Source organism: Chryseobacterium ginsenosidimutans (assembly GCF_024807225.1).
In the GTDB taxonomy this organism is placed as follows: Bacteria; Bacteroidota; Bacteroidia; order Flavobacteriales; family Weeksellaceae; genus Chryseobacterium; species Chryseobacterium ginsenosidimutans.
Window position 1 is genome coordinate 1,031,793 of record NZ_JANUCO010000001.1, and the last position, 25,700, is coordinate 1,057,492.

Genomic DNA, 25,700 nt, shown 5'->3' on the forward strand with positions numbered 1-25,700 from the left:
GTCAATAATCTTACATCTTAAAAGATAAATTCATAATTTAGCATCTTTAAACTAAAATCTAAAATATGGTTGCTATTGTTGATAGTGGTTCTACGAAGTCGGATTGGGTGATTCTTGACGATTTTAAAAAGATCTTTCTGAAAACAGAAACTATTGGTTTCAACCCGAATTTTATCAACAAAGAACTTATTGTTCCCGAAATTGAAAAAAATACAAGCTTACTATCCGTTAAGAATTCCATTAAGAAAATCTATTTTTATGGTTCAGGATGTGGAGTTCAGCAAAACTGTGATACAATTATTGAGGAATTGGGAAAAGTATTCATTGATGCCGAAATTATTGTAAGAGAAGATTTGATGGCAGCAGCTTATGCCGCTTATCAGGACAAACCTGCCATTGTATGCATCATGGGAACGGGTTCCAATTCTTGTTATTTCGATGGAAAAGATATAGATATAAAACTTCCTTCTTTAGGATTTCTTATGGGAGACGAAGGAAGCGGAAGTGCGATTGGGAAACAATTGGTACGAAGATTTTTTATGCAGAAACTTCCTGCAGATCTTCATCAGGAATTTGAGGAAATCTATCATTTAACGATCGATGAAGCATTGAAAAACATGTATCATACGACAAGACCGAATGCCTATCTTGCGAATTTCAATAAATTTGTGGTAGAAAGAAAGGATCATCCATACTTAAAGAAAATGGTTTTCGAAGAAATGATCAACTTTTTCGATTATCAGGTTCTTCCTTACGAAGAATCAAAAGATGCCGAGATCAATTTTATCGGTTCTATTGCTTATTATTACGAAGATATTCTACGTTCTGCAGCGGCAGAACTTAACCTTAATGTGGGACAGATTGTACAAAAACCAATCGAAAGTCTTGTTAATTACCACATTAAATATATACTATAAATAAAAAAACAAAATTTTATATGTCAAACAAAACCCACCGCGACGAAAAGAACTTTAATCAGGCCGCGTTAGATTACCATAAAGCCGAACCTAAAGGAAAGATCGAAGTTATCCCTTCAAAACCACACTCATCTCAGAGAGATTTGTCTTTGGCGTATTCTCCGGGGGTTGCAGTTCCTTGTATGGAGATCTATGAAAAGCCGGAAACAGTATATGATTATACAGGAAAAGGAAATCTGGTAGCCGTTATTTCTAACGGTACAGCAGTTCTTGGATTAGGAGATATCGGTGCAGAAGCTTCAAAGCCGGTAATGGAAGGAAAAGGTCTTTTGTTCAAAATATTTGCAGACATCAACGTTTTTGATATTGAGATCAACGAAAAAGATCCGGATAAATTTATCGATATTGTAAAAGGTATTGCGCCGACTTTCGGGGGAATCAACCTTGAAGATATTAAAGCTCCCGAAGCATTCTATATCGAACAAAAACTAAAAGAGGAATTAGATATTCCTTTAATGCACGATGATCAACACGGAACAGCGATTATTTCTGCAGCAGCATTAATCAACTCTTTGCAGATTGCAAACAAAAATATCGGAGAAGTTAAAATGGTAGTTAATGGAGCGGGAGCTGCGGCAATTGCTTGTACCAACTTGTATATTTCTTTAGGTTTAAAGAGAGAAAATGTTTTAATGTGCGACAGTAAAGGGGTTATCAATAATAAAAGAGAAAACCTTACCCCGGAAAAGATCGATTTCATTGCTCAGACCGATATTGAAACTTTAGAAGATGCCGTAAAAGGTTCTGATGTTTTCATCGGTTTGTCTAAAGGAAATGTGATGACTCCGGAAATGTTGTTAAGCATGAAAGAAAATCCTATTGTTTTCGCATTGGCAAATCCGGATCCGGAAATTGCTTATGATCTTGCGTTGGAAACACGTAAAGATGTGATCATGGCAACAGGAAGAAGTGATTATCCTAATCAGGTGAACAACGTTCTTGGTTTCCCGTATATTTTCCGTGGTGCATTGGATGTTCAGGCAAAAGGTATTAATGAAGAAATGAAATTGGCTGCTGTTCATGCCATCGCTGATTTGGCGAAAGAACCGGTTCCTGAAGCGGTAATTTTAGCTTATAATGTTCAGAATTTACAATTCGGTAGAGAATATTTCATTCCGAAACCGTTTGATAACAGATTAATTACTAAAGTTTCAAGTGCAGTGGCAAAAGCTGCAATTGAGAGTGGAATTGCAAGAAAAACGATCGCCGATTTTGACGAATACGAAAACAGCCTTCTCGACAGAATGGGAAGAGACGAGAAGTTGGTAAGAATGATGCAGAGCCGTGCAAAAGCAAATCCTAAGAGAATCACTTTAGGAAATGCTGAAGAATATAATGTATTGAAGGCTGCTCAGATTTTGTATGAAGAAGGAATTGCGTATCCAAGTTTGTTAGGAAACAAAAAGTACATCAAAGAACAGATGGAGCATTTCGGAATCGATTTGGATATTCCGATTATCGATCCGAGTGATGACGACCAGAAAGAAAACAGAAAAAGATACAGAGAAACACTTTGGAAACTTCGTCAGAGAAAAGGAATGAACGAGTACAAAGCGAAAAGATATGTTCGCCAGAGAGATTATTTCGGACCATTGATGTTGAGACATGGTGATACGGACGGATTAATTGTTGGTTTCTCTAAAAATTACGGTTCTGTGCTAAGACCTGTTTTAGAAATTATCGAAAAAGATAAAGGCGTTGATAAAGTGGCGGCAATGATGATGATCTTGTCTGAAAAGAAACCTATTTTCTTCGCAGATACATCTATTAACCAAAACCCGACAGCTGAAGATTTGGTAAATATTGCTAAAATGGCAGAATTTACCGTAAAATCTTTCGCGATCGAACCGAGAATTGCGATGTTAGGATTTGAGAACTTCGCTGCTATTTCTGATACTTCCAAAAAAGTAGCAAAAGCAGTAAGCATTCTTCATGAGAAATATCCGAAAATGGTTGTAGATGGAGAAATTCAACCTGACTTTGCGATGAATGCAGATCATTTGAGCGATTATCCTTTCTCAAAATTAGGAACAACTCCTGCAAATACCTTCATTTTCCCGAATCTTGAAAGTGCAAACCTTTCCTACAAAATTATCAGAGGAATGAAAGTCGCACAGGTTATCGGACCAATCTTGATGGGATTAAAGCAGCCTGTTCATGTTTTACAGATGCGTTCAAGCGTTGATGAGATCGTAAACTTGGCAACAATTGCTGTTTTGGATGCTCAGAGAAGAGAGAAAAAAGAAAAATAATAATAAAGATTTGATCTTTTAAGTAAAAAGCAGTACACAAAATTTTAGTGTACTGCTTTTTTATTATAGATAAATCCGTCCTAATATCACAAAATTGTGATATTAGGACAGGTGAATTGAAAATTTTAAAATCTTCTAAAATGCCCATAAATATTGGTTTTTTTAATTAAAAAGGAAGGCGAAAAATAGTTTTTTTGGGAATAGATTTTTTAAACAGAGAGTAACTTTATAAGAAAATAAATACATTTGAGAAGTACTAAAAAATATATTTTACTATGAAAAACATTAAAAAACTTTCAAGAGAGAATTTGAGACAAATAACAGGAGCGGGACAAAGTCAGCCTATACAGTCTCCTGATGGCGGGTATTATTGTCTTAGGACTCAAGGGCAATTGTGTTTGGTAAGTGGTTGTACGCCAATGTGTGTAAATGGTGCATGCCATATAAGCATGTGTTTGGATATAAATCCTTAGACTATTTATTTATATTAAAAATTACAGAACCTGTCCATTCGGATGGGTTTTTATTTGTTATAAAAGGTCAATTTGTTATATTTGAGAATCAAAAATAATAATAATGATGAGGTTAAATGAAAAAGCGATTATCTTCGATATGGATGGAACTCTTGTAGACAACATCCGCTATCATGAGGATTCATGGATCGTATTTTTGAAAGAGTACGGAATCGATTTAGATGTGGAAACTTTCGCTCCCCAAAATCATGGAACACTGGATGAAATGATCATTCGTTTTTTCGGAAACGATGTATCAAAAGAAAGATTATATGAATTGGGAATAAAAAAAGAAGAAGCTTATCAGAATCTATACCGACCCGATATTAAAGAGATAAATGGATTGACAGCTTTTCTTCAGAAATTGAATCAAAAAAATATCAAAACCGGATTGGCGACAATGGGAATTCCTGCGAGTATTGATTTTATTTTAAATGGATTGAATATCAGAAATTATTTCAATGAAATTACGGGCGGACTTGAAGTGATCAAAGGAAAACCTAATCCTGAAATTTTTCTAAAATCTATCGAAAAGCTACAAGTTGATGTTAAAAATGCCATCGCAATAGAAGATTCTATGGGTGGAATAAAAGCTGCAAAAGATGCCGGTTTGAAAGTAATCGGAATTACTACGACGCATTCAGAGGAAGAATTAATGGACAACGGTTGTTTTCAGGTGATTAATGATTATTCTAACATCGAAATTGCTTAAGAAATATTTTAACGGAATAATTATTAAATAGTAATAAAACGAAAGGCTACCAACTTTCTAGCCTTTTGTTATTAATATAATTTGCATGCTGTTGCAGATATTTTCCTTATACAAATAACCTTACGCTTGCGCGAGCATCATGCTCGTGCACACAATTATTACTTTTTAATTAAAAAAATTCCATTACTGTTCTAAATCCAAACTCAGTGTAATTTTTCAAATTCAAAATATTTTTTTAAATTTATCATAAACCTAAGTTCAGGTTAATAACTAAAAAAACACAATTTATGATCGCAAAAACTCCAGAACCGCCTTACTATGCGGTAATTTTTATTACAACTTTACAGGAAGGAAGTGAAGAATATTATCTTATGGCTAAACAGATGATAGAACTATCTAAAACCATGCCTGGCTTCCTAGGGATTGAATCAGTAAGAACAGATATGGGTATTACCGTTTGTTATTGGAAAGATAAAGAGTCTATTTCCAACTGGTACAACAATTCATTACACAAAGAAGCTCAGAAAATGGGACGAAACGAATGGTTTAAGTCTCTACGCATTCGTATAGCATTGGTAGAAAGAGACTACGGATTTGAAAAATAAAATACAGATTATGAAAAAAATTATTACAACTATTACACTATTTGCAACATGTTTTGCAAGTATAAATGCACAGAACACAGATACAAAATATTCTGAAAAAGTAAGGGTGAATGCCACCAATTTCCATCAGAACTTCAGTACCGGAGATTTTGATAAAAACGGACCTTTAGTAAATGATAAGATCTATGTAAACTCCAATAATGCCATCGTAATTGGTAGAGATAAATTTGTGGCGAGAATTAAACGTTTTCATACGCCATTTCCAACACTTAAATTAAAGGACAGAATAATTATTGTAGATGAAAATAATGTAGGTTTATTATACATTATGCAAGGAACTCAGGATGGTCCTTATGGAGCAATTCCTCCTGGTGGAAAGAAAATTAATGTATATGCTGCTGAATTTTTCACAATGGATGATGAAGCAAAAATGAAGGAACTTCTTACCATCACACAATTAGATCACTTGGTAAAACAAATAAAAGGCGATGAAAACGTTAATGAATACGAAACCGTTTCTATGTTGCCAATTGCAAAATCTGATGTAAAAAACAAGAAACTACTGAAGAAGGCAATCGAAAGTTATGTTCAAAATTTTAATAGCAGAGACTGGAATGCGCTTGATGCACTCTTAGACAACAACGTAAAAGTAAACTGGAACGGGAAAATAGGTGCCGGAAAGCAAGCCGTAAAAGAAGGATTAAATAAGTATACCACAATATTACCGGATCTTACATTTCATCTTGAAAGAAACGTAGTAGAAGGTAATAGAGGTGCTTTGGCATATACAATGATAGGGATTTCGAATGCAGATAATAAGTCGCAAACCAAAAGAGTCGAAGCAAAAGAAGGAGCTCATTTTTTATTCAATAAAGCTGGAAAAATTATTGAGATGGTAGTGGTTTCTAATACAGACGATATCCAAAATCAACTGAAGTAATCATTTTTAAATTGAATTTATAATGAAAAACCAAGCTTATGAAAAATATAATTTGTTTGATTTTTATTGGTCAACATCTTGCTCATGCAGATAGCCATTGAAACTCCGAAAAAAGACAAAAAATAAATGCAATAGCCGGCAGATTTTAATTAAATAATTTCTACCCTAAATAATTTCAAAAAAGGCTCCCAATTTTGGAGTCTTTTGCTTTTATATCAAATCTTTAAAACCTTCAACAAAAATTAAGTTAAAAATCATTCGCGCGTGAAATGAAAACATTAATTAGTTTAATTTGCTATATTTGGGAGTTTTAAAAATTAATAATGATATTTTCACTACAAGGCATTGTTCAGGAACTTACGCCTACCTACGCAGTGATCAACGTACAAGGAGTTGGTTACTATGTAGGTATTAGTTTGATGACTTCGCAGACACTTACTTTACACAAAGAAACCGTACTTTTTATTCAGCAGATCATCAGAGAAGATGCGCATTTGCTTTTTGGTTTTAACACTCGTTCGGAAAAAGAGATGTTCAATCTGTTAATAAGCGTTAATGGAGTAGGAGCTGTTTCGGCGCTTATTTTATTATCCACTTTAAGTCTGGAAGAGATTGCTTCGGCGATACTTTCCAAGAACAGTGCTCTCATTCAAAAAGCGAAAGGACTCGGGGTAAAAACCGCCGAAAGAATTATCGTAGATCTTAAGGATAAAGTGCAGAAATTCAGTAATCCGGACGAAAATATTTCTACATTTGTAAATAATAAAATTAAGGATGAAGCGTTATCTGCATTAGAAGTTTTGGGCATTCCAAAGCGAATGAGCGAGAAGCTTGCAGATAAAATAATAAAACAAAATCCCGACGTTTCGATTGAAGAGTTGGTAAAACAAATTTTAAAAAACATTTAACATTTGGTGGCAAATAATAAGTATCTAAATACATTTCTGTTCCTGTCGTTCCTCTGTATGTCGGTAAGTACATTTGCACAGAGGCGGCGACCTGCAGCACCAGTGCGTGATACCGCAATCATAAAGAAAGACTATCAGTTGGCCGATCCCACACAGTTTGAAGCCTATTACGACATAAAAACCGGGATGTATTTCGTATATCCTAAGGTGGGAAATACAATTACCGGACCACCGACAGCCATGTCTCCCGAAGATTATAAGGAGTTCATGATGACGGCTCAGACCAAGGCTTACTATAAGGAGAAAGCAGACCGATACAGTCTGATGTTCAGGAAAGATAAAAGCGATGCGGCAAGAAAAGGGTTGATTCCTTCTTTGACGATCAACAACAGGCTTTTCGAGACCATTTTCGGAAGCAATAAGATCGAAATTATCCCTTCAGGATACGCTGCTTTTGATTTTGCAGGATTGTACCAGAAGATTGATAACCCCTTAATTTTACCTCAAAACAGAACAAGTTTTACCTTCGATATCGACCAGAGAATTCAATTGGGTTTAATTGGAAAAGTGGGAGAAAACCTTCAGCTGAAAGCCAATTATGATACCCAAAGTGGTTTTGCTTTCGAAAACCGAATGAATTTGGTTTGGCAGGCAAAAGGAAGCTGGAAAGATCTTCAGCAAAAAGGGTTGAATGATGTGGATAAGCCAAGCGCAGGAGGTGAAGATAAAATCATTAAAAGAATAGAATTCGGTAACGTGAATATGCCACTTTCAACCAGTTTGATACGTGGTTCTCAGTCTTTATTCGGGGTGAAAACCGAGTTCCAGCTGGGTAAAACGTACGGAACTGTAGTGCTTTCACAACAACAGGGTGAAGCCAGAAATATTACCGTTCAGGGTGGTGGTGTGATGAATAATTTCAAGTTGAATGCGATCGACTATGAAGATAATCAACACTACTTTTTAGGACATTATTTCCTTGATAATTATGATAATGCATTATTAAATTATCCTCAGATCAACTCAAAAATCAGTATCACAAGATTAGAAGTTTGGGTTCTGGATCAAGGGAACAGCAATCTACAATATCAGAAAAGTATCGTCGGTATCCGAGATTTAGGGGATGCGCCGGGAGTTCTTCCGGACAATAATCAGGCTGGTTTTGGTCTGTATTCTACCATCAACGGATTACCGGGATTAAGAGATGCAAGTACCGCTTACACCGCAGTAAAAGGAGGGAATCTTCCTGTTGCTTCCGGAGGTACGGAAACTTATGTGGATGGAGAACACTTTATTTTTAACAAAAAAGCAAGAAGATTAAGTGCTAATGAATATACATTACAGCCTCAGTTAGGATACATTTCATTAAATCAAAAATTAAATGATAACCAGCTTTTAGGAGTCTCATTCTCCTATACAGTGAATGGAAGCAATCAGGTGTATAAAGTAGGGGAATTCTCGGAAGAAAGTACGGTGCTAATGACCAAGCTTTTGAAGCCGAATACAACGGTGAAGACTTCTTCCCCAATGTGGAATTTGATGATGAAAAACATCTATTCTCTGGATGCAGGACAGGTAAATCAGGACGGATTTATCTTGAATGTTTTATATAGAGATCCGCAATCCGGAGGTAAGGTAAACTATCTTCCTGTTGCTAATAATCCGCAGGTGAATAATGTTCCTTTGATTAAATTATTAAACTGGGACAGACTAAATGCCAACGGCGATTTACAAAATAATGGAAGTACAACCGGTGACGGTATTTTTGACTTTGTCAACGGAATTACTGTAAGACCCGAAACGGGAAGAGTGATCTTTACAAAAGTTCAGCCGTTTGGTAGCTTTATTCAGAATGTGATCGGAAGTAATGATCCTCAATATGTATTTTCTGACCTTTATACCCAACAGAAACAGGTTGCCACATCAAGTAATTTAGCACAGCGATATACCATTGAAGGGCGTTACAAAGGAACGCAGGGACAAGGTATTTCTTTGGGTGCTGTGAACGTTCCTCAAGGTTCGGTAAAAGTTTCGGCAAACGGAGTTCAGCTGACAGAAGGGATCGACTATACCGTAGATTATTTACTGGGTACAGTGACGATTATTAATGATCAGGTAAAACAATCGGGTCAGGCAATTAATATTTCATTAGAAAATCAATTAACATTTAATACGCAGAGAAAAAGATTCTTAGGATTAAATTTAGAAAGAAGATTTAATGAGCACTTTATTTTGGGCGGAACTGTTGTTAATTATTCCGAATCTCCGCTTACTCAAAAAGTAAGTTATGGTCAGGAAGCCGTGAACAATACAATGGCTGGAATCAATTTGATGTACAACAACCAGCTTCCGTTCCTGACGAGATTAACAGATAAAATTCCGCTGGTCAATACAGAAGCACCATCCAATCTGAATTTCAAAATGGAAGGAGCGTATTTACTTCCGGGCTTAAATAAAGGAATCAACGACCAGTCTTATATCGATGATTTTGAACAGACAACTTCAAAAATTACATTAAAAGAACCTACAGCTTGGAGCTTAGCTTCAAAACCTGAAAAAAACCAGGGTGATCCTCTTTTCCAGGGAGCCGGTAAAAATAATGACAGATCAGAAGGATACGGAAGAGGTCTATTATCTTGGTATAATATCGATCCTAGATTCTATGGAGTAGGAGGGAAAGCTCCTACAGGTATTACACCACAATCTGTATCAAACCACGCATCAAGAAGAGTTTTGTTCTCTGAAATTTTCAACAATAGAGATTTTGTTGCGGGTGAGCAGACTTATACCAATACTTTCGATATTTCATATTATCCTGCAGAAAAAGGACCTTATAACTCTAATGTAAATCCTGAAACCACACAGCAAAGATGGGCAGGGATTATGAGACCGATTACGGTTTCCAACTTTGTAAGTTCAAATATCGAATATGTAGAATTCTGGATGATGGATCCTTATGCAGATGGAAATACATTGGGTGCAGCTCCAAAACTTTTATTACAGCTAGGTAACGTATCAGAAGATATTTTGAAGGATGGACAGATGCAGTATGAAAACGGCTTACCGACTCCATCAACTGCTTCTACAACGACGAGTTCGAATTGGGGAACTCAGCCTAAACAACCGCCAATTTTGTATGCTTTCTCAAGTGAAGGTGCAGACAGAGTGGCGCAGGATGTTGGGTATGATGGTTTAAGCTCAGATCAGGAAGCAGCTTTATTTGGAAATACATTTACCAACCCGGTTACAGGTTTATCCGATCCTGCTATTGATGACTTTGTATTCTATTTGTCTAATAAATTCACAGGAAATCAGGCTTCTTCGCTTATTCAGAGATATAAATATTTCAGAGGTCCGGAAGGAAACTCTCAGAGTAATTCTCTGGAAGTGGCTTCACAGACTCCGGATTCAGAAGATATCAATAAAGATTACAACTTAGACCAGAGTGAAAGCTATAATCAATATGAAGTAGATTTAGCTCAGGGAAGTTTAAATTTAGGATCAAATAATATTGTTGATGTAAAAACTGTTGAAGCAACATTCCAAAATCAACAAAAAGCTCAGGTAAAATGGTACTTGTTCAGAATTCCGGTTTCAAAATATGTTACCGATGCGGGAGATCATGATCCTTCAGTTCTTAACAATGTAAGATTTGCGAGATTATTATTAAAAGGTTTCGACCAGACTTCTACCTTAAGATTCGGAACAATGGATCTTGTAAGATCAGACTGGAGAAAATATCCGAATAAGATCTTCAGTGAAACGGTAACTTCTCCTGAAGAGGGAACTGCAGGTGGTACAGCGCTTAATGATAATTTTGAAGTAGGAAGTGTAAATATTGAAGAAAATGCATTAAACCAACCTCCTTATGTATTGCCTCCGGGAATCGACAGACAAATTCTAAGCGGAAATGCAGGTGCACAAAGACAGAATGAAGCTTCTTTATACATGAAAGCGACGCAATTACATGCTGAAGCAAGAGGGGTGTTTAAGAATACTGCTTTGGATATGAGAAGGTATAAAAAATTAAAACTTTTTGTACATGCTCATCATCCTGATCCTACAAGTAGTGATCTAGCCATTGGGCAGATTGATGAGAAAACTAAATTCTTCATCCGTTTAGGAAGTGATGCAACAGATAATTATTATGAGTATGAAGCTTCTCTAAAAATTACTCCAGGAACAGCTACCGCACCAATGGAAATCTGGCCTATGGAGAATGACGTGGATTTAAATATTCAGGATTTTGTAGATGCAAAAATCAGAAGAGATAAAAATTTCCCTAATAATATTATTTTGAGAACAAAAGATAATGTTTTTGATCCGGGGAATACCTTTAAAAGTATTTACATCAAAGGGCGTCCAAGTTTAGGAAATGTTACTACTATTGTTTTAGGGATCAGAAATGGGGGAGATAGAACAACTGCTGCTATTGACAGAGTTCTTTGGGTAAACGAAATCCGTCTTTCTGAAATCGAAAACGACGGCGGTTATGCAGGAAATGCAAGTTTAAACTTCAACCTTGGAGATTTTGCAACCGTGAATACAAGTGCTTCTTATACTTCGGTAGGTTTCGGAAATATCGATTCTAAACCGGCAGAAAGAAGTCAGTCGACTCAGTCAGCTTTCAGTATCAATACGGCAATTAATGTTGATAAATTCTTGCCTGCAAAAAGTGGAGTTAAGATTCCGTTGAACTACTCATATTCTCAAACCATCGAAGATCCGAAGTACAATCCTTTGGATACGGATGTTGAGTTTAATAAAGCGGCTAACAAAGAGCAGCTGAAAAAAGTAGCAAGAACATACACTCAGCAAAGAAGTCTTGGGGTTGTAAATATGCACAAAGAAAGAATGAATCCTAATAAAAAACCAAAGTTCTATGATGTGGAAAACATTTCGGTAACGGCGGTTTATAATGATGATTTCTACAGAGATATTTACACAAAGAGAAATTACAGACAGTATTTGAGAGGATATGTAGATTACAACTATACTTTCAAACCGTGGGTGATAAGACCATTTAACAAAATGATCAGCGATACGGCGAAGTCTACGAAATATTTAAAATGGGTAAAAGAATTCAACTTTAATCCGATCCCGACAAGATTCTCTTTCAGAACGGAGGTTGACAGAAATTACAACGAATTAGAGTTTAGAAATATCGATGCTATCTTAAGCGGAAATTACGGAGATGACTTCGGTGCGATTAAAAACAGAAACTTCTATTTTGGATGGCAGTATGGTTTAGGATTTAATTTCACAAAATCCTTAAAGCTTGAAATCAATTCTGCAACAAGAACGCTGAATGATAATATGGATGTAAACATGATGGATAATAATTCAATTTTCGGAAATGTTTTCAGAGCCGGAAGACCTGTATTATACAATCACAGGGTACAGCTGAATTATAAATTGCCATTCCAGTATCTTCCGTATTTAGATTTCATCGATGCAGAATTGGGTTACGGATTTACGTATAACTGGAATGCAAGATCTACTGTTTTATTGGCAAGTCCAGACGGAAGTTTAGGATCAATTGGTCAGAATACGAATGTAATTCAGGCGACGGCTACGGCAGACTTCACGAAGTTCTTTGGTCAGTTTAAATATTTCAAAAATGTTTCGGCTAAACTTCAAAAACGTAAGCAGGAGGTTGATTCATTAAACAATGTTTACACTCAGCAATGGGAGAAAAACAAATATGCTTATAAAACATATAAGTTTAAAAACAGATTAACTCCGCTTCAGAGCTTGGCGTATCTGTTGACATCAATCAAGCAATTGGATGTTAATTATTCTGAAAACAACGGAACGGTACTTCCGGGATTATTATCTGCTCCGAATTGGTATGGTTCAGGACAGACTTTAGGAGGACCTACCATCGGATTCCTATTTGGTTCACAAGCCGATATCAGAAGAACAGTAATTGAAAACGGCTGGGTAAGTGATTCAGAATTTATGACAGATCCTTACGTCAGAATGTCAACACGGGAGTTGCGTGCGAATTTGCAGGTGATGCCGATGAACGATCTTAGAATTGATATGAGCGTATTGCATAATTATAACAGAAACTTTACGCATACCGGTTTCAATTATAGAGATCCGAATACAGGAGTGGCAAATCCTAACTATACTTTTGCAAATGATTTAGTGACGTATTCAAACTCTGTCATTTTATTGAAAACAGCATTTAAAGATGGTGCATCGGTTTATCAGGCAATCAGAGAAAATGCGAGAACATTATCTCAACAAATGCCGGGAGCTCTGCAGCCGGACGGATTTAAAGACGGATACGGAATTTCAAATGCATATATTTTAATTCCTGCATTTAGAGCAGCAGTAGAAGGTAAAGCTCCAAAATTATTGGGTGATCCTAAGAAAGCAGGAATTCCGATTCCAAACTGGAAGATCACTTATTCAGGATTGAGAAACGTTCCGATTATTAACGGGCAGTTCTCTAAGTTTGATCTATTACATTCTTATCAGGCAACGTATACCGCAACAGGAATCCAGTCGAGTATCGATTACTTCAACAGATTGAATTCATTAACGAGCTCCGGAAGAGATATTAATGATGATTATATCAATCCGTTTACTTTCGCTCAGGTGGGTTATGTGGAGAAACTTCTCACCACTTATCGGGGTAGATATGACGATGAGAAACAATATTCAGTTCGGTATTCAGTACAACAGATTAAGAACATTATTGTTAGGATTGGTAAACCATACGTTGACAGAAGATTCAAACAGTGAATATGTGGTAAGAGTAGGATATATCATCAGAAACTTCAGACTGGGAACGAATAATGTGAGAGGAAGAGGGAAAGGAAAAGGTAGCGATCTTAATATCAGAGGAGATTTCTCATTGAGAGACAGTAAAACAAGTATTACGAATATTTTGCTGGATGATTCACAGATTACGGGAGGTCAGAGATTAATGAACATTAAAGTTTCCGCAGACTACAACGTTTCCGAAAACTTAAACTTAAAAGTATTCTACGAACAGATGACTTCTAAGTATAAAATCTCAACAGCATTCCCATTGTCAACGGTTAGAGCAGGTATTTCTGCAACGTTTACATTCGGAGACTCAGGAGGTTTCTAATTAGAACTAAAATAAATTTAAATGTCCTTCAATTTTGAGGGACATTTTTTTATATCCGATATTTGAACCTTGTATTATTTTGAATACATTTGTAAAAATAAAAATTAAAAAATGAACACACCATCAGAATTAAAGTACACTAAAGATCACGAATGGATCAAGATTGAAGGTAACGTAGCTACAATCGGTATTACAGACTTCGCACAAGGCGAATTGGGAGATATCGTTTATGTAGATGTAGATACTGTAGATGACGATCTTGAAGGAGGTGCGGTTTTCGGAAGTGTAGAAGCTGTAAAAACAGTTTCAGATTTATTCTTACCTATTGCAGGAAAAGTTATTGAATTTAATTCAGGATTAGAAGCTCAACCCGAATTGTTGAATACAGATCCTTATGGAGACGGATGGATCATCAAATTAGAACTTGCTGAAGGTGCAGATCATTCAGAATTACTTTCTGCTGAAGAATACCAAGCTATCATTGGATAGTATTTCAAAAATATGTAGTAAGATCTTGCCCATTTATTGGGCATTTCTTACTTATATGCTCCTCAAGCCGGGTGAAGAGAATACTGAATATTGGTTTATGTTCAGCGGCATCGACAAAGTGCTACACTTAAGCATATTTGCGGCATTGGGTTTCTTTTTCATTGCTGCTTTCCCGAAAATCAAATTTTCTTACTTTTTTCAGATCATCCTTATATATGCCTTCCTTACAGAGATTCTTCAGGAAGAAATGGGTTTAGGAAGATCTATGGAAACCTTAGACATCGTCGCAGACACCATTGGTTGTTTGATAGGCTATTATATATATAAGATGTTAGTCAAACGTTTTTTCTAATGGAGTAGGGTAATTACCTCTGCTTTTTTCTTGGGATTACGAGAAGCGAAGCGACGAAGCAATCCCAAACTTTCACAACAACACTTTCCGACACAGCTTGTCATTTCGCCGAAGGAGAAATCCACCCATTCACAATTCATCATTAATAATTAATAATTTTTTCCGAAGCTATTTCCCGCTCTCCACTGTATCTTTTTTGTCACGGTCTCCGCTTCGCTGCGCCCGCAACAAAAAAGGATGCCGTTTCTATCGGGGCTATGACATTGTATAATATATGACCAACAGTCATCAAAATCTACGCTATCAATTTTTCTCTCCCCAAAAAACAACATCAACCTCTCACAAACCTACAATAAATAAACACCCACAACAATTCCCCATGCTTTGAGCCACTCCTTACACCCTCAAACCCTCCGACACTCCAACTCTCAAACTTCCCAACCCCTATTTTACCATCATAAAACCACTTTCAAAGAACCGTTCTATATAATTCGAATAATGTGGATAAGTATATATAAAGACATAAGCTATAATATATCAATTGTTTAAGTTGAATACTTTCCCACAATTAGCATTTGGATCAATATATTATGTTAAATATATTTGGATGGTGAGGGTAAAAGGATGTACTTTTGCCCCACTGAAAACGAGAGTATGTCAGTAGCGCAGAAGAGCCTTTAGATGGGCATAAAATTAAAGACACTACTATATAATGATTGTATACTATTATATAATTGTTATAGGATATTAGCTTGAAAATATAATCCAAAATTTTAGTAAATAAAATTTGGTAATATAAAAAAGATTCTTATCTTTGCAGTCCGGTAAAACGGGTGCGCAGGAGTAGATGATTAGGTGTTGAATAGAGGGGTTAGGGTTATTTAAAAAACTTTAAAAAATCTTCAAAAAACATTTGGTCAATTAGGAAAAAAGTTTTACTTTTGCACACGCAAATCGATACTGAAAACGACAGAACATTAGGTATTGTAAAAAGCGAAAGAAAAGAGATCATTGAAAAATAGATATACAACCAAGTAAGGAAAAACTAAAGCGTATTAAAAAACTTTGAGTGAGTCAGACAAACATACAATGGAGAGTTTGATCCTGGCTCAGGATGAACGCTAGCGGGAGGCCTAACACATGCAAGCCGAGCGGTAGAGATTCTTCGGAATCTTGAGAGCGGCGTACGGGTGCGGAACACGTGTGCAACCTACCTTTATCAGGGGGATAGCCTTTCGAAAGGAAGATTAATACCCCATAATATAATGACTGGCATCAGTTATTATTGAAAACTCCGGTGGATAGAGATGGGCACGCGCAAGATTAGATAGTTGGTGAGGTAACGGCTCACCAAGTCTGTGATCTTTAGGGGGCCTGAGAGGGTGATCCCCCACACTGGTACTGAGACACGGACCAGACTCCTACGGGAGGCAGCAGTGAGGAATATTGGACAATGGGTGAGAGCCTGATCCAGCCATCCCGCGTGAAGGACGACGGCCCTATGGGTTGTAAACTTCTTTTGTATAGGGATAAACCTTTCCACGTGTGGAAAGCTGAAGGTACTATACGAATAAGCACCGGCTAACTCCGTGCCAGCAGCCGCGGTAATACGGAGGGTGCAAGCGTTATCCGGATTTATTGGGTTTAAAGGGTCCGTAGGCGGACTCGTAAGTCAGTGGTGAAATCTCATAGCTTAACTATGAAACTGCCATTGATACTGCGGGTCTTGAGTAAAGTAGAAGTGGCTGGAATAAGTAGTGTAGCGGTGAAATGCATAGATATTACTTAGAACACCAATTGCGAAGGCAGGTCACTATGTTTTAACTGACGCTGATGGACGAAAGCGTGGGGAGCGAACAGGATTAGATACCCTGGTAGTCCACGCCGTAAACGATGCTAACTCGTTTTTGGGACTTTAAGTTTCAGAGACTAAGCGAAAGTGATAAGTTAGCCACCTGGGGAGTACGTTCGCAAGAATGAAACTCAAAGGAATTGACGGGGGCCCGCACAAGCGGTGGATTATGTGGTTTAATTCGATGATACGCGAGGAACCTTACCAAGGCTTAAATGGGAATTGATCGGTTTAGAAATAGACCTTCCTTCGGGCAATTTTCAAGGTGCTGCATGGTTGTCGTCAGCTCGTGCCGTGAGGTGTTAGGTTAAGTCCTGCAACGAGCGCAACCCCTGTCACTAGTTGCTAGCATTAAGTTGAGGACTCTAGTGAGACTGCCTACGCAAGTAGAGAGGAAGGTGGGGATGACGTCAAATCATCACGGCCCTTACGCCTTGGGCCACACACGTAATACAATGGCCAGTACAGAGGGCAGCTACCAGGCGACTGGATGCGAATCTCGAAAGCTGGTCTCAGTTCGGATTGGAGTCTGCAACTCGACTCTATGAAGCTGGAATCGCTAGTAATCGCGCATCAGCCATGGCGCGGTGAATACGTTCCCGGGCCTTGTACACACCGCCCGTCAAGCCATGGAAGTCTGGGGTACCTGAAGTCGGTGACCGTAATAGGAGCTGCCTAGGGTAAAACAGGTAACTAGGGCTAAGTCGTAACAAGGTAGCCGTACCGGAAGGTGCGGCTGGAACATCTCATTTTAGAGCGTCTTTAGACGATAAACAAAATTAAGGTACTTCAATGTACCATGTACTTGCTTAAAGTTCATGCTTTAGTTTTTTATTTGGTTGATATATTAAAAAATACAAAACCCACTAGAAATTAGTAACAGGGAAGAGAGATTTTAGTTAAAGAAGTTCGAGGTTTAGCTATTAGGAATTAGTTTTAGACTAATGACTAAAAACCAACAACCAACAACTAAAAAATGAAGTCTCGTAGCTCAGCTGGTTAGAGCGCTACACTGATAATGTAGAGGTCGGCAGTTCGAGCCTGCCCGAGACTACTAATTTTGAGTAAGAGAGTTTTAGAGTATAAGAGAAGATGAGTTAACACTCAAACCCTCCGACCCTCTGACTCGTACACTCAACTAGAGGGGGAATTAGCTCAGCTGGCTAGAGCGCCTGCCTTGCACGCAGGAGGTCAAGGGTTCGACTCCCTTATTCTCCACAATTACTGAAAAGTAATGAAAAAGTTACAGCGATGTAACAAGAATAGAAGTTATTTAAAAAATAAACAAAGGATTTTAGCCGATAGGGGCTAGAGCATCCCGATGAATCGGGAAGGTCAAGGGTTCGACTCCCTTATTCTCCACATTGTTATTCAATTAACAGTAATTTGAAGGTTTAGAATTAAAAAAGCAGATAGAGCCAAAAACAATATTTGCGGATTAAGCCTGAGAAAGCATAAAGATCATTGACATTAACGGTAAAAATATCACAAAGAGAAAACCGAGCGCAATTAAGCGTTTGAGTTTACAAAAATAGTTTAATAGTAATATTAGACAAAAAATACTGAACTAATTAATAATTAGGAAAGAAATCGTTAAGGGCGTATGGCGGATGCCTAGGCTTTCAGAGGCGAAGAAGGACGTGGTAAGCTGCGAAAAGCTCGGGGGATTGGCACACACGAATTGATCCCGAGATGTCCGAATGGGGCAACCCGGCAGGTTGAAGACCTGTCACTCCGCAAGGAGAGCAAACCCGGAGAACTGAAACATCTAAGTACCCGGAGGAAAAGAAATCGAAGAGATTCCGTAAGTAGTGGCGAGCGAACGCGGATTAGCCCAAAAGTCTTTATATATTTAAAAGAATGTTCTGGAAAGAACAGCCATAGAGGGTGATAGCCCCGTATTTGAAAGGTATATTTAGATGATAAATGAGTAGGGCGGGACACGTGAAATCCTGTCTGAATATGGGGGGACCATCCTCCAAGGCTAAATACTCCTGAAAGACCGATAGTGAACAAGTACTGTGAAGGAAAGGTGAAAAGCACTTCGAATAGAAGGGTGAAATAGAACCTGAAACCGTACGCCTACAAGCGGTCGGAGCCCACAAGTTGGGTGACGGCGTGCCTTTTGCATAATGAGCCTACGAGTTAATTTTACTAGCGAGGTTAAGGACTTCAGGTCCGGAGCCGGAGCGAAAGCGAGTCTGAATAGGGCGGTTAGTTAGTAGGATTAGACGCGAAACCTTGTGATCTACCCATGGGCAGGTTGAAGCTCTGGTAACACAGAGTGGAGGACCGAACCGGTTGACGTTGAAAAGTCTTCGGATGACCTGTGGGTAGGGGTGAAAGGCCAATCAAACTGGGAGATAGCTCGTACTCTCCGAAATGCATTTAGGTGCAGCGTCGTGTATAAGTTTATTAGAGGTAGAGCTACTGATTGGATGCGGGGGAGTCAAATCCTACCAATTCCTGACAAACTCCGAATGCTAATAAATGTTCCACGGCAGTGAGGGCATGGGTGCTAAGGTCCATGTCCGAGAGGGAAAGAACCCAGACCAACAGCTAAGGTCCCCAAATTTCTGTTAAGTTGAAGCAACGCGGTTGGACTGCATTGACAGCTAGGATGTTGGCTTGGAAGCAGCCATTCATTTAAAGAGTGCGTAACAGCTCACTAGTCGAGCGGTCCGGCATGGATAATAATCGGGCATAAACAGAATACCGAAGCTATGGATTTATAACCGTTGGGTTATATCTGGTAGGAGAGCATTCTATTCGCACGGAAGCAGTATCGTGAGGTATTGTGGAGCGTATAGAAAAGAAAATGTAGGCATAAGTAACGATAAAGCGGGCGAGAAACCCGCTCACCGAAAGACTAAGGCTTCCTCAGCCATGCTAATCAGCTGAGGGTTAGTCGGGACCTAACGCGAACCCGAAAGGGGTAGTGGATGGACAATGGGTTAATATTCCCATACTTGCTCACACTAAAAAGGGGACGGAGTGCCGTACTTACTGGAGACTGACGGAATAGTCAAGACCTAGCCTTCGGGCGAAGTTGTTGTAAGGAAAGTGCTTCCAAGAAAAGCCGAAGTGAAGCAACCCGTACCAAAACCGACACAGGTGGTCGAGGAGAGAATCCTAAGGTGCTAGAGTGAATCATGGTTAAGGAACTAGGCAAAATAGTCTCGTAACTTCGGAAGAAGAGACGCCAGCAGCAATGCTGGCCGCAGTGAAGAGGCCCAGGCGACTGTTTATCAAAAACACAGGACTCTGCTAAATCGAAAGATGCTGTATAGGGTCTGACACCTGCCCGGTGCTGGAAGGTTAAGGAAGGGCGTTAGCAGCAATGCGAAGCGTTTGACTGAAGCCCCAGTAAACGGCGGCCGTAACTATAACGGTCCTAAGGTAGCGAAATTCCTTGTCGGGTAAGTTCCGACCTGCACGAATGGTGTAACGATCTGGGCACTGTCTCAACCATGAGCTCTGTGAAATTGTAGTCTCGGTGAAGATGCCGAGTACCCGCAATGGGACGAAAAGACCCTGTGAACCTTTACTATAACTTCGTATTGACTTTGAGTAAGTAATGTGTAGGATAGGTGGGAGACTTTGAAGCAGGCACGCTAGTGTTTGTGGAGTCAACGTTGAAATACCACCCTTTACTTACTTGGAGCCTAACTTCTTTTAGAAGGACATTGCGTGGTGGGTAGTTTGACTGGGGTGGTCGCCTCCAAAAGAGTAACGGAGGCTTTCAAAGGTACCCTCAGCACGCTTGGTAACCGTGCGTAGAGTGTAATGGCATAAGGGTGCTTGACTGTGAGACCTACAAGTCGATCAGGTGCGAAAGCAGGACATAGTGATCCGGTGGTTCCGTATGGAAGGGCCATCGCTCATAGGATAAAAGGTACTCCGGGGATAACAGGCTAGTCTCCCCCAAGAGCTCACATCGACGGGGAGGTTCGGCACCTCGATGTCGGCTCGTCACATCCTGGGGCTGGAGAAGGTCCCAAGGGTTGGGCTGTTCGCCCATTAAAGTGGCACGCGAGCTGGGTTCAGAACGTCGTGAGACAGTTCGGTCTCTATCTATTGCGGGCGTTAGATGTTTGAGAGGGCTTGAATCTAGTACGAGAGGACCGATTTGAACAAACCTCTGGTGTATCAGTTGTTCCGCCAGGAGCACCGCTGAGTAGCTACGTTTGGAAGAGATAAGCACTGAAAGCATATAAGTGCGAAACTCGCCTCAAGATGAGACATCTTTTAAGGGTCGTTGGAGATGACAACGTTGATAGGCTATAGGTGTAAAGTTGGTAACAGCATAGCCGAGTAGTACTAATTACCCGTAGATTTATAGCCTAATTGGCAACGCTTAATTGCGCAATCAAGGTTCTCTCTTTGTGAATGTTTTTATCGATAAAATAGATGTCAGATACAAGACATCAGATACAAGACCTAAAAGTCTGAAATCTGAAATCTAAGCTCTGATATCTTATATACAACCTTTAGGGTGGTTTTAGCGGTGGGGCTCACCTGTTCCCATTCCGAACACAGAAGTTAAGCCCACCAGCGCCGATGGTACTGCGAAAGCGGGAGAGTAGGTCGCCGCCAGTTTTTATTTAAAAGTCTCATACAGTAATGTATGAGACTTTTTTCGTTTTACACCATAAGCATGAGTAATGAATAATAAGTAATGGGTAATAGGTAATACGCAATCAGTAAGTTTGTTGATCGTTGATAGGTGATAGTTGATCGTTGGGTTGTCATTGCAAGAGTATAGCAAAACCGAGACTGAGTTTGTTGAAGTAAAATAATCTCAATGAATCCGTACATTAGTCTTTTATTTTCCCACAGATGACACAGATCTGCACAGATGTTTGAGAATATTTTTAATTTATCTAAAAATATAATTTTTTAATCAATAGAAAATCCGCTTTATCCGTATAATCTGCGAAAACTTTTTTTTCTTTACAATATGTATCTTCCTAATAAATAGACTCAAAAATCCGTGCAAATCTGTGTCATCTGTGGGAAAATGAAAAACGCAGCCATTAGTATCGATTATGAAAAGATCTCAAGATTTAATGACGATCAATATAAAGCAGAATATTTATATTAACTTCCATATCTATCTTTCCACATTCCAAAATCTCCACAAAGTTTGTGAGCCTGAAAGGATCTAAAGCAATTTTTTACATTTTTTTGTATTTGCATTTTACTTCGAAGAATAAGCTCTTTTTAAATTTATCTAAAAAATATAATTTTCCAATCAATAGAAAATCTGCTTAATCCGTATAATCTACGAGAGTTTTTTCTTCTTTAAACATGAATCTCTTGTAGAAAAATTGATTTTTCTTTGTTGATTTTTACCCACTCAATTATTTTTGCTAAATGCTAAATGCTAAATGCTAAATGCTAAATGCTAAATGCTAAATGCTAAATGCTAAATGCTAAATGCTAAATGCTAAATGCTAAATGCTAAATGCTAAATGCTAAATGCTAAATGCTATGCTTTATGTCATTGCGAGAAAGCAATATATTATCTTTTTAATAAAAGAATCCTCCAACATCTGTGCAAATCTGTGTCATCTGTGGGAAAATAAAAATATAATGTACCACCAAAAAAACTCATCCTTTATAACGTTATACTTTTTGATTATAGAGGAACAAGAATACTTCCTTATAAATAGAGAGCAAGAATTTAAGAAGCGCTTGCTGTTCCATCAATAGGGGCGGGCTTCAGCCTGCTTTGAATAAGAACTCAGCAAAAGGCTTTAGCCAAAACTTATATTTGATTGCTTTAACTTAAAAAGCTTCAAACAATTTTTCAAGATCATTCCCCGGATCATACCGCTGGAAATAATCATTCTTCTCTTATTCAACTTCTTTTATATAGATCAACTTCTTCGAATTTTTTCTTTCCTCTTCCAACTAATTAATGAATAGCCAACCCCATATCCGGAAAACTTAAAAAATTATTATTTGAAAATATTTTTAAATGTTTAAACTTCTCCAAAAGAAGCTTCTTCTGCTATTGACCAAAAAACGATCACTCCTGATCTTTTCCCATTTACCATCTTAAATCTCTCTTTCTTCAATCTCAAAACCCTCCCACCTGCAAACTTTAAAATATCCAATCCGTCCGCTACTTCTCCTTACACCCTCAAACCCTCAAGTCCTTCTACACTCAATTCCTCCGCCAGCTCTTCCTCAAGTTCTCCACTTCTTAAACTCTCAAGCTCTTCAATGCGTATGCTCTTAAAACTCCAATCTTCACACGCTCGAACTCCCAAATTCTAAGATAAAGACTCGAACTCATCAATTTTAAAACAAAAAGTTTCATATCCTTCCATTTAATAATCTCAAATCCTCCGACTCTCCCAAACTCGAACCTTCCAACTCTTCAACTCTTATCCCTAATAAAGCTCTCGCCTTTGCACTTCCAAAAGCTCTCAAACCTTCCAACTCTTCAACACTTATATGCCATAAACCTTAGAACCCTCCCACACTCAAACTCTCAAACTCTCCGACCCTGTTCCCTTCCCATAAAATTAACAAACATTAGTTTAAAATTATTCTCTCAGAAAGTCAGAGACTTAGGATTAAATATGAATTAAAAGTAAACATTATGTTAAATATATTTGGATGGTGAGGGTAAAAGGATGTACTTTTGCCCCACTGAAAACGAGAGTATGTCAGTAGCGTAGAAGAGCCTTTAGGTAGGCATAAAATTAAAGACACTACTATATAATGATTATGTTATATTATATAATTGTTATAGGATATTAGCTTGAAAATATAATCCAAATTTTAGTAAATAAAATTTGCGAATATAAAAAAGATTCTTATCTTTGCAGTCCGGTAAAACGGGAGCGCAGGAGTAGGTGATTGGGTGTTGAATAGAGGGGTTAGGGTTATTTAAAAAACTTTAAAAAATCTTCAAAAAACATTTGGTCAATTAGGAAAAAAGTTTTACTTTTGCACACGCAAATCGATACTGAAAACGACAGAACATTAGGTATTGTAAAAAGCGAAAGAAAAGAGATCATTGAAAAATAGATATACAACCAAGTAAGGAAAAACTAAAGCGTATTAAAAAACTTTGAGTGAGTCAGACAAACATACAATGGAGAGTTTGATCCTGGCTCAGGATGAACGCTAGCGGGAGGCCTAACACATGCAAGCCGAGCGGTAGAGATTCTTCGGAATCTTGAGAGCGGCGTACGGGTGCGGAACACGTGTGCAACCTACCTTTATCAGGGGGATAGCCTTTCGAAAGGAAGATTAATACCCCATAATATAATGACTGGCATCAGTTATTATTGAAAACTCCGGTGGATAGAGATGGGCACGCGCAAGATTAGATAGTTGGTGAGGTAACGGCTCACCAAGTCTGTGATCTTTAGGGGGCCTGAGAGGGTGATCCCCCACACTGGTACTGAGACACGGACCAGACTCCTACGGGAGGCAGCAGTGAGGAATATTGGACAATGGGTGAGAGCCTGATCCAGCCATCCCGCGTGAAGGACGACGGCCCTATGGGTTGTAAACTTCTTTTGTATAGGGATAAACCTTTCCACGTGTGGAAAGCTGAAGGTACTATACGAATAAGCACCGGCTAACTCCGTGCCAGCAGCCGCGGTAATACGGAGGGTGCAAGCGTTATCCGGATTTATTGGGTTTAAAGGGTCCGTAGGCGGACTCGTAAGTCAGTGGTGAAATCTCATAGCTTAACTATGAAACTGCCATTGATACTGCGGGTCTTGAGTAAAGTAGAAGTGGCTGGAATAAGTAGTGTAGCGGTGAAATGCATAGATATTACTTAGAACACCAATTGCGAAGGCAGGTCACTATGTTTTAACTGACGCTGATGGACGAAAGCGTGGGGAGCGAACAGGATTAGATACCCTGGTAGTCCACGCCGTAAACGATGCTAACTCGTTTTTGGGACTTTAAGTTTCAGAGACTAAGCGAAAGTGATAAGTTAGCCACCTGGGGAGTACGTTCGCAAGAATGAAACTCAAAGGAATTGACGGGGGCCCGCACAAGCGGTGGATTATGTGGTTTAATTCGATGATACGCGAGGAACCTTACCAAGGCTTAAATGGGAATTGATCGGTTTAGAAATAGACCTTCCTTCGGGCAATTTTCAAGGTGCTGCATGGTTGTCGTCAGCTCGTGCCGTGAGGTGTTAGGTTAAGTCCTGCAACGAGCGCAACCCCTGTCACTAGTTGCTAGCATTAAGTTGAGGACTCTAGTGAGACTGCCTACGCAAGTAGAGAGGAAGGTGGGGATGACGTCAAATCATCACGGCCCTTACGCCTTGGGCCACACACGTAATACAATGGCCAGTACAGAGGGCAGCTACCAGGCGACTGGATGCGAATCTCGAAAGCTGGTCTCAGTTCGGATTGGAGTCTGCAACTCGACTCTATGAAGCTGGAATCGCTAGTAATCGCGCATCAGCCATGGCGCGGTGAATACGTTCCCGGGCCTTGTACACACCGCCCGTCAAGCCATGGAAGTCTGGGGTACCTGAAGTCGGTGACCGTAATAGGAGCTGCCTAGGGTAAAACAGGTAACTAGGGCTAAGTCGTAACAAGGTAGCCGTACCGGAAGGTGCGGCTGGAACATCTCATTTTAGAGCGTCTTTAGACGATAAACAAAATTAAGGTACTTCAATGTACCATGTACTTGCTTAAAGTTCATGCTTTAGTTTTTTATTTGGTTGATATATTAAAAAATACAAAACCCACTAGAAATTAGTAACAGGGAAGAGAGATTTTAGTTAAAGAAGTTCGAGGTTTAGCTATTAGGAATTAGTTTTAGACTAATGACTAAAAACCAACAACCAACAACTAAAAAATGAAGTCTCGTAGCTCAGCTGGTTAGAGCGCTACACTGATAATGTAGAGGTCGGCAGTTCGAGCCTGCCCGAGACTACTAATTTTGAGTAAGAGAGTTTTAGAGTATAAGAGAAGATGAGTTAACACTCAAACCCTCCGACC

The 25,700-nt window shown here is 38.7% G+C and carries 10 protein-coding genes, 3 tRNA genes, 4 rRNA genes and 1 pseudogene; 17 read left to right on the top strand and 1 reads right to left on the bottom strand.

The window, feature by feature from the left end; genetic code table 11:
* Positions 1-65: 65 nt before the first annotated feature.
* From J3D55_RS05090 to rrf, 15 genes and pseudogenes are all read left to right on the top strand, one after another.
* Complete coding sequence (locus J3D55_RS05090) at positions 66-917, top strand: ATPase (RefSeq protein WP_259128634.1); 852 nt, start codon at positions 66-68, stop codon at positions 915-917.
* A 20-nt stretch (positions 918-937) separates the two neighbouring features.
* Entirely contained in the window at positions 938-3,229 is a 2,292-nt protein-coding gene (locus J3D55_RS05095) for an NADP-dependent malic enzyme (RefSeq protein ID WP_259128639.1), read from the top strand.
* Positions 3,230-3,504: 275 nt separating this feature from the next.
* Entirely contained in the window at positions 3,505-3,702 is a 198-nt protein-coding gene (locus J3D55_RS22660) for a bacteriocin-like protein (RefSeq protein ID WP_445432964.1), read from the top strand.
* A gap of 103 nt (positions 3,703-3,805) precedes the next feature.
* Positions 3,806-4,453: an HAD family hydrolase gene (locus tag J3D55_RS05100; protein ID WP_259128640.1), complete on the top strand. Its 648-nt coding sequence runs from the start codon at positions 3,806-3,808 to the stop codon at positions 4,451-4,453.
* Between the two features lie 287 nt (positions 4,454-4,740).
* On the top strand, positions 4,741-5,058 hold the full coding sequence (locus tag J3D55_RS22485; RefSeq protein ID WP_374759464.1) for an antibiotic biosynthesis monooxygenase family protein: 318 nt from the start codon (positions 4,741-4,743) through the stop codon (positions 5,056-5,058).
* 10 nt (positions 5,059-5,068) lie between these two features.
* A complete protein-coding gene (locus J3D55_RS05110; RefSeq protein ID WP_259128642.1) occupies positions 5,069-5,998 on the top strand; it encodes a nuclear transport factor 2 family protein in 930 nt (309 codons plus the stop codon).
* A 323-nt stretch (positions 5,999-6,321) separates the two neighbouring features.
* Positions 6,322-6,906, top strand: a complete 585-nt coding sequence (gene ruvA, locus J3D55_RS05115) for a Holliday junction branch migration protein RuvA (RefSeq protein ID WP_259128649.1) — start codon at positions 6,322-6,324, stop codon at positions 6,904-6,906.
* Between the two features lie 57 nt (positions 6,907-6,963).
* A pseudogene (sov, locus tag J3D55_RS05120) lies at positions 6,964-14,014 on the top strand (T9SS outer membrane translocon Sov/SprA).
* A 111-nt stretch (positions 14,015-14,125) separates the two neighbouring features.
* Positions 14,126-14,503 (top strand): glycine cleavage system protein GcvH, encoded by a 378-nt coding sequence (gene gcvH / locus J3D55_RS05125; protein ID WP_259128650.1) that lies wholly within the window; start codon positions 14,126-14,128, stop codon positions 14,501-14,503.
* Between the two features lie 25 nt (positions 14,504-14,528).
* The gene (locus J3D55_RS05130) at positions 14,529-14,855 is read left to right on the top strand and encodes a VanZ family protein (RefSeq protein WP_259128651.1); all 327 of its coding nucleotides are present in this window, start codon (positions 14,529-14,531) and stop codon (positions 14,853-14,855) included.
* Positions 14,856-15,941: 1,086 nt separating this feature from the next.
* Positions 15,942-17,459 (top strand): 16S ribosomal RNA (locus J3D55_RS05135).
* A 228-nt stretch (positions 17,460-17,687) separates the two neighbouring features.
* Positions 17,688-17,761: transfer RNA gene (locus J3D55_RS05140), tRNA-Ile, on the top strand.
* Positions 17,762-17,851: 90 nt separating this feature from the next.
* Positions 17,852-17,925 (top strand) — tRNA-Ala (locus J3D55_RS05145).
* A 365-nt stretch (positions 17,926-18,290) separates the two neighbouring features.
* Positions 18,291-21,051, top strand: a 23S ribosomal RNA gene (locus tag J3D55_RS05150).
* 147 nt (positions 21,052-21,198) lie between these two features.
* Positions 21,199-21,306 (top strand): 5S ribosomal RNA (rrf, locus tag J3D55_RS05155).
* Together the 16S, 23S and 5S rRNA genes with 2 tRNA genes alongside form the textbook arrangement of a ribosomal RNA operon.
* Positions 21,307-23,031: 1,725 nt before the next feature.
* Here rrf and J3D55_RS05160 read toward each other — a convergent pair.
* A complete protein-coding gene (locus tag J3D55_RS05160) occupies positions 23,032-23,157 on the bottom strand; it encodes a hypothetical protein (RefSeq protein ID WP_259128653.1) in 126 nt (41 codons plus the stop codon).
* Positions 23,158-23,815: 658 nt separating this feature from the next.
* On the opposite strand from J3D55_RS05160, the gene J3D55_RS05165 reads away from it, so the two are divergent.
* Both J3D55_RS05165 and J3D55_RS05170 read left to right on the top strand, forming a co-directional pair.
* Positions 23,816-25,333: ribosomal RNA gene (locus tag J3D55_RS05165) — 16S ribosomal RNA — on the top strand.
* A gap of 228 nt (positions 25,334-25,561) precedes the next feature.
* Positions 25,562-25,635: transfer RNA gene (locus tag J3D55_RS05170), tRNA-Ile, on the top strand.
* Positions 25,636-25,700 lie beyond the last annotated feature (65 nt).

Bases quoted from the DNA above. Each gene is read 5' to 3' on its own strand.
- gcvH (WP_259128650.1), top strand. From the start codon at position 14,126: ATGAACACACCATCAGAATTAAAGTACACTAAAGATCACGAATGGATC.
- ruvA (WP_259128649.1), top strand. From the start codon at position 6,322: ATGATATTTTCACTACAAGGCATTGTTCAGGAACTTACGCCTACCTAC.
- J3D55_RS22485 (WP_374759464.1), top strand. From the start codon at position 4,741: ATGATCGCAAAAACTCCAGAACCGCCTTACTATGCGGTAATTTTTATT.
- J3D55_RS05110 (WP_259128642.1), top strand. From the start codon at position 5,069: ATGAAAAAAATTATTACAACTATTACACTATTTGCAACATGTTTTGCA.
- J3D55_RS05100 (WP_259128640.1), top strand. From the start codon at position 3,806: ATGATGAGGTTAAATGAAAAAGCGATTATCTTCGATATGGATGGAACT.
- J3D55_RS05095 (WP_259128639.1), top strand. From the start codon at position 938: ATGTCAAACAAAACCCACCGCGACGAAAAGAACTTTAATCAGGCCGCG.
- J3D55_RS22660 (WP_445432964.1), top strand. From the start codon at position 3,505: ATGAAAAACATTAAAAAACTTTCAAGAGAGAATTTGAGACAAATAACA.
- J3D55_RS05090 (WP_259128634.1), top strand. From the start codon at position 66: ATGGTTGCTATTGTTGATAGTGGTTCTACGAAGTCGGATTGGGTGATT.